The organism is Paenibacillus phytohabitans (genome assembly GCF_013141775.1).
Lineage (GTDB): Bacteria > Bacillota > Bacilli > Paenibacillales > Paenibacillaceae > Paenibacillus_AQ > Paenibacillus_AQ phytohabitans.
In genome coordinates this window covers 98,542-110,744 of the sequence record NZ_WHOB01000017.1, presented here as the reverse complement: position 1 = coordinate 110,744, position 12,203 = coordinate 98,542, and the positions used below count along the sequence as shown (strand labels likewise).

The window sequence follows — 12,203 nt, the reverse complement described above, 5'->3', positions numbered from 1 at the left end:
ATAATCAGCTACCTGTCACTGTTTGTTGTTTTAAATCTAGTAAATAGGAAACACTAGTATTGTAGATTTGAAAGGGGGAATAAGGAATGGAAGCTTGTCGTATATCAATGGTAAGGATTGACACAGTGAGAAAGCATTTTCCGAAGAAAAGAGAAATGTTGTCTGAATTTGAAGCACTAGAAAATGCCTATCTTGATGGAATGAGAGAAATACTGAGCGAGGTGGCTGCCAGAAGACATCTTGAGATATGGGGAATGCGATCTAACAATCCTCATATCCGGAAGGTTAACGAAGAGTCTTCTTATGCAATCAATCGCCTGCACAGTAGTTTAAACGAGACTCAACGTGAATTGTACGGATTCATGGAGGAGGCTATGAACACAGAACAGGGTCTCGAAGAAGAAGCTTTTGTGATCGGATTTCTGGAGGGATACCGCTTTATAAAAGAGCTTCAAAGATCGGGTGGAGGTCTGACTCTGGTTTAGAAGATACCACCTGATATGCTATAATAATAGTAATTTTTTAACCGGAGGGTCCAAGATGCGATGGGATGAAGTTCAGGAGCGTTTCCCTAATGAATGGGTCATTCTTGAGGCGACTAAGGCCCATTCCAAGGAAGGCCAGCGATTTATTAAAGAAATGTCCGTGATCGACTCCTATGAGGATTCTACCAAAGCATTGAAGCGGTATAGTGAACTGCACCAGGGTGACCCTCACAGAGAGTATTGTTTCTTTCACACCTCCCGCCCTGAGGTTGTAGCGCGAGAACGATATGTCGGGATTAGAGGGTCCTGATGAGTATAACAGAGATTTTCAAGTGGAAATCGGAAACATGGATATGAAGTACCAGCGAAGACACCTTAAGGGTGTCTTTTTTCGTTCTAAGATGAGGATTAACAATTGTTCCCTATTCTTCCGATAGATAAAGAGATACATATTTTAACTTAGGGATAGTATTGTGGGAAAAAACCCAAAATGAAGTACTACTAATTGATCTCATTATGATTATTGTCGGTTCGTTTAAAGATAGTGTAGGTAAAAGAATTAAGGCAAAGAAACATACATAGCTAATCCAATGAGTTCTGCCTGTTAGGGCAGGAATCTAATCTTATGTTGCCAGACGGCTGTCAGGCATGTCCAAGAGAGCAGTAAAGAGTAAAGTATTATAGGGGTATGGTAGTACAGGCAGTATCAAATAAATTGTAGGAGGATTTAAGAATGAAGTTAGTTAAAATGAGAAAATCTGTGTTTGTTTCAACTATTGTGGTTTCAAGTCTACTGTTTGGCACAGTGGGGGTATTTGCAGGAAATGGTGTTGAAGCGATCAAGGCCAAATTGAACCACGATATCAAGTTTGTTCTTAACGGTTCCAAATGGACTCCAAAAGATCAATCGGGTAATAACTTATCCGCTTTGGTATATAACGGTTCTACATATGTTCCCTTGAGATCTGTTTCAGAAGCTCTTGGAGCAGAAGTTGATTTTGATGCAGCCTCTTTAACTATTTCCATTGATGGTTCAAGTGGTAGTGGTATTCCTTATAAGGATGCCAGTACGGCATCGACCCCACAAGAACCTGCTAAGCAACCTGCTAACCCGACCCCGACAATCACGCCACCTCCAGCAACGACGACTGCTTCGAATAATAGTGGTAAAACCTCTAGTTCTGCAATTCCAATTGGTAAGTCGGTTACATTTAATGACCCTTACAGTTATGATGGTCTTACGTTTACAGGAAACTATACTGTCTCCGTAAGCTCAGTAAAGTCAATCTCAAGAAGTGAAATTGCAGCTCTTGGTTTCAGAGAACCAGAAGCAAATGGCTTAATTGAGTACAAATTGGCTAAGGTGAAGTTCGTTTTGAATAACGGAAAGCTTATCTCTGATGATAAAAACGAAGGTACTTTTGTTAATGTTGATTTTGTACCAGAACTGTGGGGTTCTAAAACTTCAGACGAAAACAGTATCATCGGTGTAACATATTCTGGTTTTACTGGATCCTTGGATGAGGCTATTGATGACGCAACTGATTTAAAAAAGCTTAAGGCGGGTGAAAGTTACAGCTACACTGCAGAAGGTCTTGTACTCGTACCTGTACATAAGGGGTTGACTAACTATATGATCATTCAGCTGAGAGATCATTCTGGTGACAAATATGACAATTCATTCTTTTACTTCAATCTTGAGTAATTAAGGAGTCTATACTCAAAGTTGATTTTTTGTTTAGATATTAGGGGTATCCTTAAAGTCATAGTATGGCTTAGGGGTACCCTTTGTTTCTTGAGCACGAGAGACATCAGATTGCGGTAGGTCATTTCACGAACGGATGGTTATAATCTAGTTATATGCTTCTAGCGAAATTTGTAGGGATTTACTATGCAGAAATATACTTTATTAAAAGTAACATTTCTTTCAAATATTAAAAAGACACCTTTTAAGGTGTCTTTTTTCGTTTATGCCCCTGACTGGACGAAGCGAAGTGTGAGAGCTTTCACTTGTACATATATTATGAGCATCGCCTCAACTAATATGAATTAACCCTTTTTACTTTACTGTATAATGACATTTATCTAAACAAGATGAATATGAAGGTTGCAGAATCAAGATTGATGCAATCATAAATTAAACGGCCAATGTGGAGGGATTGATATCATGAGTAGAAGTTTTCTCATTTTGTATGGAGTCGGCGGCAGTGGACCGGATCATTGGCAGAGATGGTTACAGCAAGAACTGGAGAAGCAAGGTGAAAAGGTTTATTTTCCTGAGTTTCCAGACAAGGATCAACCGGACAAGGGGATTTGGCTTGATTATTTATCTTCTGTATTTGAAGAAATTCCGCAGGATGAAGAAGTCATCGTTGTGGCCCACAGCTTAGCGTGCATCATGTGGTTTCACTATGCGGCTTCGCAGCCGAATCGAAAGATTCAGAGGGCTATTCTGGTAGCGCCGCCATCGCCATTGTTGAACTATGAGCCTGTGATGACATTTTTTCCTGTGCCGGGTAACTTGGCTGAGATTGCAACTATGGCGGACAAGACGCTGTTAGTTTTATCCTCGACAGATCCGTATTGTCCGGTAGAGGAGGCCTATCATTACTTAGGTTTAGGAGTTCCTTGCGTGGTGTTGCCTAAAATGGGACATATCAACGTAGAAGCGGGCTACGGTCCGTGGCCTTGGATTCTTGATGTATGCTTGAACCAGCAAATTTCGTTTTGAAAATGTAGATGAACTAGTTGCGTCGCCCATCTAAATTATAGTTCGAGTAGATCACGGTTCGGCTCAGAGAGTTCCTTAGGGAACTCTTTTTTCATGTTTTCAGCAAAATAAAAAATAAGACCATACGTTCGTGAAAATCGTATATTTTCCTCAAATTTGGTGTATAATAAGGCTGACTGTTAAGCTTATTCCAAAGGGGATGAAGAATGATGTCAATCCGTTTGAACCCGTATTTTGTTTTTAACGGAAACACAAGAGAAGCGCTTTATTTCTATGAAAAAGCGCTGCATGGCAGCGTAGTCGCAATCACGACGTTCGGAGACCTGCCGGAAGATCCGGAGCATCCGCTGACCGATGAGATGAAAACGCTTGTGATGCATGCGCATCTGAAGGTCGGTAATGCAGATCTCATGTTCTCCGATACTTTTCCGGGCACGTCGCATCAGGCGAACGGGGATACGGTTCAGATTGCCATTCATCCTACAGAAGAGGCAGACGCACGGGGGATTTTTGCTGCACTGGAAGACGGCGGTCAAGTGGTCATGCCTCTGCAGAAGACGGATTGGAGCCCTTTGTATGGGATTGTGAAGGACAAGTTCGGCGTTACTTTTCAAGTGAATGTCCCCGGGGAGGAATAACTTGTGGCAAACATCAATCAGAGAATCGTTCCGCATATATGGTATGACAAGGAGGCGGTAGAAGCTGCCCATTTTTACGCTTCTGTGTTCCCGGACTCCAAAGTTACGAGTGTTACAACACTTCATGACACTCCGTCAGGCGACTGCGATCAGGTTTCTTTTGAAATTTGGGGGCAGAAGTTTATGGCGATCAGTGCAGGGCCGTATTTTAAGCTGAATCCGTCCGTGTCTTTTTTCGTTAATTTTGATCCTTCACGCGATAAGAACGCAGCAGAGAAATTAGATGAGGTGTGGAACAAATTATCCGATGGCGGCATGGCTTTGATGCCGCTCGATAAATATCCGTTCAGTGAGCGGTATGGCTGGATTCAGGACAAGTATGGCGTCTCATGGCAGTTGATTCTTACGAATCCGGAAGGTGAAGAGCGGCCTGCTATAATACCGTCATTTATGTTTGTCGGTGATAACTGCGGCAAGGCAGAAGAGGCGATGTCCTTCTATTTATCCGTCTTTAAGGATTCACAGCAGGGCACGATTGCCCGCTACCCTGAAGGCCCGGGGCCTGACCAGGAAGGAACGATTATGTTCGCTGACTTCATGCTGGAGAATCAGTGGTTCACCGCAATGGATAGTGCGCATGATCATAAATTCAGCTTCAACGAAGCCATATCCTTCATGGTGAAATGCGACTCGCAAGAGGAGATTGATATCTATTGGGAGCAGCTTTCTGCGGTTTCTGAAGCCGAGCAATGCGGCTGGTTGAAAGATAAGTATGGCGTGTCCTGGCAGATTGTTCCGGCCGCAATGGACGAGATGATGGAGAAGGGCACGCCGGAGCAGCTTGCGCGTGTTACAGCGGCGTTTCTTAAGATGAAGAAATTTGAGCTTGCGGAACTGCATAAGGCTTATAAGGGCGAATGACTGCATAACCCTTATTCTGTGCCAGGGGATTTGCTGTAACGTGTTGCTTCAGTAATATGAAAAAAGCGATGAGGGTTGTTACCCCCATCGCTTTTTTGTCGCAGCTGCATTCTTATTTCTCAATGCTATTACCACCTCTATACTTCTTCCGGTATTGGGCCGGTGTCATTGCGTACACCTTTTTGAAGCTGGAATAAAATGTGTTGAGCGACGAAAATCCGAAGTTTTGGACGATGGGCTCAATCGGCGAGTCGGAGGCAATGAGCTCCTGACAGATGAAGCTTAGGCGCTTCTCCGAGATTTTGTCCGTAATGGACTGGTTTGTCTCCGCTTTATATAAACTGCGGAAATAATTAACGGATAATCCCAAATGATCAGCGAGCATTTTTGCGGACAAGTTCGGATCGGTTAATTGTTCTTCAATGAACCGGTCCGCCTGCTCGATCAGAGTCACATTCTTGGACAGCCCGCGGGCAGCTACAATGTCTTCGAGTGTCTTGGTGACCAAGGCTTCCATCCATGGCACCACCTTGTCCATCGTCTCCTGCTGAATAATCTGTTTCTCAATAGAAGTCAGCCCCCATGAACTGGGCAGAGGCTGAGCGGAATGCTCCTGCATGAGCCGGCGTATATCCATAAACAAGGTAATTAACGACATCTTACATTCAAAATAGGGCATTTCCCGCAGCTTGACTACGGCTGAGCGTATGACTTCCAGAACCGTATCTGCATTCCCCTTGGGAAGAGCCTGAGCGATCTGCCGCTCTTTGTTCGCAGGCAGATGGTACAGTTCTCCTGGCGCATCGGGTAGCCATTCCTTCACGATGAGCGATCTGTGTCCGAACCTGAACCGTTCCTGCGTCAGTTCATACGTCTCCATATATATCTCATGCATGTCGGTCAGGCCGGGCAGCGTCCTGCCCCAGGCGACAGTCGTTCCAACTGACAAATACTGCTCTATTAACTGTTGGGAGCCTTGCAGCTTCCTCGCATATTCTTCGGACAAGGGGGCGGATAGGACAACGGCCACGTGATCGTCACCCATATCCACCGTTTGCAGCTTGTGCTTGGACGATTGCAGCGACTCTTGAATAATATTGGACATTGCGAACCGGAGCAGACGCCGGTCCTTCTCCGGGTAGGTCTCCGAGAATTCCGAGAAGTGGTCAATCCGGAAGATGGCCACCGACAGCTGATCTACCGGCAGGTCAATGCCCCACTCCAGAAATTGAGAACCTATCTCCTCTGCTGAATGGTAAGTCTCCCCCAGAAAATCCCGTAAAAACCTCTCTCTGCCTAAAAATTTATTAAGCCGCCATTGCTCGGTCAGTTCGTTAATCTGATTATGCTGGGCTATAAACACATTGGATAAGTAGTCAAGTTCATATGTGCTGTATCCCAGACCGGGCTTTTCCGCTTGATGCTGCCGCATTACTCTGGTAATCAGTTCTTGAATGGGCGAGTATACCCGTTTGGAGATCAGCACGATAACGGTCCAGGAGGCTGCGAACAGGGCAATGAACAAGATCAGGCTGGTGTTGCGAAGAACCGTAATTTTATCCAAAATGACAGACTTCGGTATTGTTTCGATAAAGGTCCAATCCTGGATTCCTTTGATGGAGATGCCTGCGTAAACCATTAGCTGTTCTCCCTGATCCCGGGGATGAAAGAGCTTCCATCCGCTCTCGCCCTTAATCACGTGGCTTCTGAGCTCCGCAGTTTGTTCCTGATTCAAAGAAGTGCTGCTAAAAACCGTCTCCTCCCGGTCATTCAGAACCGCAACTGACCTGTCGCCATCCTTCGAATTGTCCTGAAGCAGGGTCATGAGATTATCTGTATCTACATTCATAACGAAAGCGGAAATAGAACTGCCTCTTTCGTAAAATCTTATGATGGTCATCACCTCTTTGGGCGTACTCCCGGTAAGAGGCAGGGACAAGGTTCTGGGAATGAGCACGCTATGGTTCGCCGTAACCGGATCCTGTAAACGCTTAATAATATCCTGATCGTAGAAAGTTTCCGCATCATTCAATCCAAGTCTGGAATCAACAACTGTATTCGTGTAATCGTTAATGAGGTATACCGAATCGATAGACGGATTGGCGTTCTTGATGTCCATAAGCCGGCTCCATACCTCAAAAGTCTCAAAATCGCTGTACTGATCTGAAAGGGCATATACCTTGAGGGCGCTGTCATCACTGGAGGAGAAGCTAAATTCCAGGGCCCATTCCATCAGCCGTGCGGTGTTCTGGGCGCTGTTCACCAGCAAGGATTCGGAATGATCGCCGATCTCTTCCAGAAGCGTCTTGGAGGACTGCCAATAGAGCAGCGCAAATGATATACCCAGCACCAGTACGTTTGCACTGACGAAATAAAAAATAAGCTTCATATAAGTAGGATGCTGCTTCAGCGATGCGAGGAGTGGACGTCTGAATTTCATTGCTGGAACCTCCGTAATCATAACTGCCGAGCTCATAAATTGTAGATTTATTATAGCATACCGATTATTTTCGTCTTCAGAATCGTTTGTTTTCGCAATAGTGTTGTTTTTGGGAAGTTTGTAAATCTGCGCTTGCAGGAAGGATTAGAGCTTTTCGGAATTGCCGTAGCAGTGAGGGCTTGATAAGGTGACGGCATAGATAACGGCGTGCTAATGCAATTGCCGGTCTTGATGAAAGGGGGGATATAAAAAGATGCAATACCCAATTAACACCAGTAAAAAGTCTAAACTGAACCATATTGTCCGAAATCCATTTCTTTATATTATGGCCGTGCCGGGGTTGTTGTTTTTTCTAGTGTTCAGTTATTTTCCCATATACGGGATTATGATTGCCTTCAAAGACTATAATTTTGCCAAGGGAATCACAGGAAGTGATTGGGTCGGTTTTAAAAATTTCGATTACTTTTTTACTTCAGGTGATTTCTGGACCATTCTGCGCAATACGCTGGTGTTGAACATACTGTTCATTTTCTTTACTACAGCCGCAGCCGTTTTAATTGCGCTTATGTTCAACGAAATCCGCAATAAGTATTTCAAACGAATATCGCAGTCTCTCATTTTTCTTCCTTATTTTATGTCTTGGATTGTGATAGGAATGATTGTCCAATCCTTATTCGGCGGGGAAGAGCCGATGATCAATAACTGGCTGCAAAATATCGGTATGGAGCCGGTCAACTGGATGTTTGAGTCGAAGCTTTGGCCGTATATTCTGACCGTTATCCGCGTGTGGCAAGGTGCGGGTTATCTTTCGATTATTTTTCTGGCCGCGATTACCGGCATATCGGAGGATTTGTACGAGGCTGCCCGGATTGACGGGGCATCCAAGCTGCAGATTGTAATGCGTATTACGCTGCCGCTGCTCGTTCCTACCATCATGATCATGACCTTATTGGCCGTAGGCAAGATTTTCAATGGCGATTTTGCTATGATCTATGCCATCATTGGAGACAACTCATCGCTCTATCCGACTACCGATGTCATTGATACCTTCGTCTTCCGCTCCATGAGACAGCTGCATGACTTCGGCATGTCTTCGGCAGTCGGCCTGTTCCAATCGGTGATGGGTCTGGTATTCGTCATTGCTGCCAACTGGGTAACCCGAAGGGTGTCTAAAGAATCTGCTTTATTCTAGGAGAATAACTATGAGACAGAAACAGAGCGCTGCGGATCGAACGTTTACAATATTTGCCCATACGTTCATTTTGTTGTTCACCTTATTTTGTGTGTTTCCTTTTCTGCTGATGATTATCGGCTCTATTACGGATGAACAGGAACTGATTGCGCACGGCTATACTTTGATTCCGCAAAAACTATCGCTGAACGCGTATAAGGCGGTTTTGCAATCGGATGTGTTATTCAACGGTTATGCGGTCACGATTTTTATCACCGTCGTAGGTGCATTAAGCGCGTTGTGTATTTCCGCAATGCTTGGCTATTCGCTGGCTAACAAACGGAATGTTCTGCAAACACCTTTTCTGTTCTTTTGCTACCTGCCTATGCTTTTTTCCGGGGGTATCATTCCATTTTATATTGTGGTCAGTCAGTGGCTGCATTTGCAGAATACCATTTGGGTACTCATCTTAACGATGTTATGCCAGCCGTTCCTCGTCTTTTTACTCGTGAGCTTCTTCCGCACCATTCCTGAGGAACTAGAGGAAGCCGCAAGAATAGACGGAGCGAATGAAATGAGAATTTTCTATCAAATTATGATCCCGATCTCCAAGCCGATTCTGGCTTCCGTTGGTCTCTTCTATGCTCTGAGTTACTGGAATGACTGGTTTATGGGATTGATGTTCGTGGATAATGAGAAGTTATATCCGCTGCAGTTAATTCTTCGCCGGATGGTATCCAATATGGAAGCCGCCAAAAATCTCATTCCCTCCGGAGCAGCAATTGCAGTGACTCCACCGACCTATGGTGTGCGGATGGCGACAACTGTGCTGACGATCGGCCCGATTGTCCTGCTGTATCCCATGCTTCAGAAGTATTTCGTCAAAGGTCTAACGGTGGGAGCCGTAAAAGGATAAACGGGGATGTCCGGGATTAACCGGACTAACCCAGTTCATTTCAGAATTTTGTTCATAGATATGGGAGGGTAACGGAATGAGATTAAAAAAATGGGTTGGCACGACAACGGCAACGGTATTGGTATCTTCACTGATCCTGGCAGGCTGCGGAGGCAATGCGAAGACTGGCGGCAATGAAGGGAGTTCTCCAAAGAATATGGAAAGTGCTGCACCCGCATCTAAGGAAACGGTGACATTGAAAGCTTATTTTCCGGGGGATAAACCGGTGGGCTTTGACGATGTGCTGCAGGCGGTCAATGACAAATTAAAAGCGGATAACGTCGGAGCGGCCTTGAACATCAATTTCTTGCCATGGACCGATTATGGGAATGCTGTATCCGTGAAGATGTCTGCCGGGGAAGATTTCGATATGTATTTGGATGCCCCGTGGATATCCATGAATCAGATGATCGAGGGCAATTCTTTAATGGAGCTGGATGCCGCGGTGGCCGAACGTCCGGAGCTCAAAGCATCCATTCCCGAGGAAATGTGGGAGTATAACAAATTCGGCGGAAAAATTATGGGGATTCCGCTCGGTACCACCCAGGGCCAGCTATATGGCCTTCTGATCCGCAAAGATTTGCGTGAGAAGTATGGACTTCCCGAGTTGAAAACCTTGGGGGATTTGGAGAAATTCCTGTATATGGTCAAGGAACAAGAGAAGGATGTCAAGCCCTTCGTCATTAACGGCATCAAAGCTGATAAACTTCCGTTTATCCTGAGCGAATCCGCTAATCTGGCGCTGGATGAAGTGCTCGAAATCGGTGTCAACATGTTCGCCTATTCCATCAAGGACAAGAAAGTAATCGGCCAATGGACCAGCCCGGTGATTGCTGATGGTTATGAACGCGTCACCCAATACTACAAGGACGGTATCATTTCCAAAAATATCGCACAGGAGCAGAATGCAGAGACACTGTTCAAGCAGGGGAAATATGCGGCCACTTATTATGCGGCGGATGGTGTGGAGGGATTGAAATATTCGGAAATGCTGCGAGACGGCAGCGACAAGCTTGAGATTTTCATTCCGAACGGGGATAAAGCCAAGCCGTATACCGCTTTCCAGCAATGGAATTTCCTGTGTATCCCGGCTGCTTCCAAGCACGCTGATTTGGCAATGGATGTAGCCAATTGGTTGTCCATTAAGGAAAACCACGATCTGATGGAATACGGCATTCAAGGGAAGGACTGGGAACCGGTCGGCGATTCGAGCTATAAGGTGCTGTCCAGCTATTCATTCCCGGGGTTCGTGCTAACCTGGCGGCCAACACTGAATCGCACGCCGGACACGATGATGAAGGATGACAAGAAGTGGTTCGACTTCTCTACCAACCCGGCCAATTTCACACTTAGTCCAACGGCGGGCTTTAACTTTAACGCTGAAAAGGTGAAGACGGAATATGCCAAAATCACTCCGCTTCACGATTCGACCTTCCTGCCGTTTAGCCAGGGCTTGGTGCCTGCCGAGGAAGGTAAGAAGATGATGAACAAAAAAATGGAGAGCCTCGGCGGACAAAAAGTAATCGAGGAAATTCAGGCGCAAATCGATGCGGTCACAGCCGGTAAATAAAAGCACTTAAAATACTGAAAGAGGTACTTCATATGAACATACAGCGCAGTGCGCAAAATCCTGTTATACGGGCCCGGGATGTCGCCCCCTCCCGTTCCGACTTTCGGGTGCTGGGTGCGTTTAATGCAGGTGTTGCGCAGTTAAAGGATGAAACGATTCTTTTACTGCGTATTGCAGAAGCGCCGTTATCGGACCGGGCGGACGAAGTGCTCGTCCCCAGGCTGAATGAAGAGGGTACGGAGGTACTTGTAGAACGTTACGACAAGACCGATCCGGGCTATGATTTCTCCGACTCGCGCTTCGTTGCGAAGGATGGACAAACGGTTATGCTCACCTCCTTATCTCATCTGCGGGTGGCGCGAAGCAAGGATGGCATTCATTTCGATGTGGAGCCGCAGCCGGCTCTGTTCCCGGAGCACGCTCTGGAAGCGTGGGGAATTGAAGATCCGCGTGTGACCCAAATCGGGGATATCTATTATATTACTTACAGCTCTGCTTCTGCCCGCGGCGTTGGCGCCGGCCTGGCAGAGACCCGGGATTTCCGGACATTCAAACGCCGTGGACTTATGCTGGCTCCCGAGAATAAGGATGTCATGATCTTCCCGGATAAAATTAACGGCAAATATTACGCTTTGCACCGTCCGGTGCCCAAGTCGTTCGGCTCTCCCGAGATGTGGATCGCCGAATCGCCCGATCTCGACCATTGGGGGAATCACCGCTTCCTGATGGGGCTAAGCGAACAAGGCTGGGATTCGGCTCGTATGGGCGGCGGGGCGGTTCCGATTCGAACCGAACGCGGCTGGCTGGCGCTGTACCACGGAGCGGACAGCAAGCACCGCTATTGTATGGGCGCGGTGCTGCTTGATCTGGAGAACCCTGCCAAGGTAATTGCGAGATCACGTGTACCTGTATTGGAGCCGGAAGCTGCCTATGAGGTGAATGGATTCTTCGGTAAGGTCGTGTTTTCGTGCGGAGCCCTGCTGCTGGATCAGACGGTCCGTATGTATTACGGTGCTGCAGACGAAGTGATGGCAGTGGCGGATATACCGCTGGAGGATATATTTAATACGCTAGTGTAGAAGGCTGAAGGCAGTGCGAGCTGCCTTCTTCAATCCATAAAAAGGAAAGCGCTATCATAAACGATTGAATTTAGATAGACAAAGGAGCGCATGTACATGACTGACAAAAGACAAAGGTTTGTAAAGAGATGGACATGTCTTGGTATTGTTTGTTTGTTGATATCCTCCATAGGGTTATATTCGCCCGTATCGGCGAGCACGCCCGGGGCGGCC

The 12,203-nt window shown here is 46.2% G+C and carries 11 protein-coding genes; 10 read left to right on the top strand and 1 reads right to left on the bottom strand.

The genetic code is table 11. The features are described 5' to 3' along the window. Positions 1–86: 86 nt before the first annotated feature. From GC101_RS05000 to GC101_RS04975, 6 genes are all read left to right on the top strand, one after another. Positions 87–485 (top strand): hypothetical protein, encoded by a 399-nt coding sequence (locus GC101_RS05000; RefSeq protein WP_171716371.1) that lies wholly within the window; start codon positions 87–89, stop codon positions 483–485. Between the two features lie 55 nt (positions 486–540). Next, the gene (locus GC101_RS04995; RefSeq protein WP_171716370.1) at positions 541–795 is read left to right on the top strand and encodes a hypothetical protein; all 255 of its coding nucleotides are present in this window, start codon (positions 541–543) and stop codon (positions 793–795) included. Between the two features lie 423 nt (positions 796–1,218). Further along, a complete protein-coding gene (locus GC101_RS04990) occupies positions 1,219–2,190 on the top strand; it encodes a stalk domain-containing protein (protein ID WP_171716369.1) in 972 nt (323 codons plus the stop codon). Between the two features lie 462 nt (positions 2,191–2,652). Further along, positions 2,653–3,216 (top strand): RBBP9/YdeN family alpha/beta hydrolase, encoded by a 564-nt coding sequence (locus GC101_RS04985; RefSeq protein WP_171716368.1) that lies wholly within the window; start codon positions 2,653–2,655, stop codon positions 3,214–3,216. Between the two features lie 209 nt (positions 3,217–3,425). Beyond that, positions 3,426–3,854 carry a VOC family protein gene (locus GC101_RS04980; RefSeq protein WP_171716375.1) on the top strand — a complete coding sequence of 143 codons (429 nt, stop codon included), beginning with the start codon at positions 3,426–3,428 and terminating at the stop codon, positions 3,852–3,854. A gap of 3 nt (positions 3,855–3,857) precedes the next feature. After that, positions 3,858–4,775, top strand: coding sequence for a VOC family protein (locus GC101_RS04975; protein WP_171716367.1), 918 nt, complete (start codon positions 3,858–3,860; stop codon positions 4,773–4,775). Positions 4,776–4,887: 112 nt separating this feature from the next. On the opposite strand, the gene GC101_RS04970 is transcribed toward GC101_RS04975, so the two are convergent. Continuing rightward, positions 4,888–7,215 (bottom strand): helix-turn-helix transcriptional regulator, encoded by a 2,328-nt coding sequence (locus GC101_RS04970; RefSeq protein WP_171716366.1) that lies wholly within the window; start codon positions 7,213–7,215, stop codon positions 4,888–4,890. 253 nt (positions 7,216–7,468) lie between these two features. Between GC101_RS04970 and GC101_RS04965 the strand changes: the two genes are divergently transcribed. From GC101_RS04965 to GC101_RS04950, 4 genes are all read left to right on the top strand, one after another. Then, the gene (locus GC101_RS04965; RefSeq protein WP_171716365.1) at positions 7,469–8,407 is read left to right on the top strand and encodes an ABC transporter permease; all 939 of its coding nucleotides are present in this window, start codon (positions 7,469–7,471) and stop codon (positions 8,405–8,407) included. 10 nt (positions 8,408–8,417) lie between these two features. Then, complete coding sequence (locus tag GC101_RS04960) at positions 8,418–9,302, top strand: carbohydrate ABC transporter permease (protein WP_039296857.1); 885 nt, start codon at positions 8,418–8,420, stop codon at positions 9,300–9,302. Positions 9,303–9,378: 76 nt separating this feature from the next. Continuing rightward, the gene (locus GC101_RS04955) at positions 9,379–10,911 is read left to right on the top strand and encodes an ABC transporter substrate-binding protein (RefSeq protein WP_171716364.1); all 1,533 of its coding nucleotides are present in this window, start codon (positions 9,379–9,381) and stop codon (positions 10,909–10,911) included. 32 nt (positions 10,912–10,943) lie between these two features. Next, positions 10,944–11,990, top strand: a complete 1,047-nt coding sequence (locus GC101_RS04950; RefSeq protein ID WP_171716363.1) for a glycoside hydrolase family 130 protein — start codon at positions 10,944–10,946, stop codon at positions 11,988–11,990. Positions 11,991–12,203 lie beyond the last annotated feature (213 nt).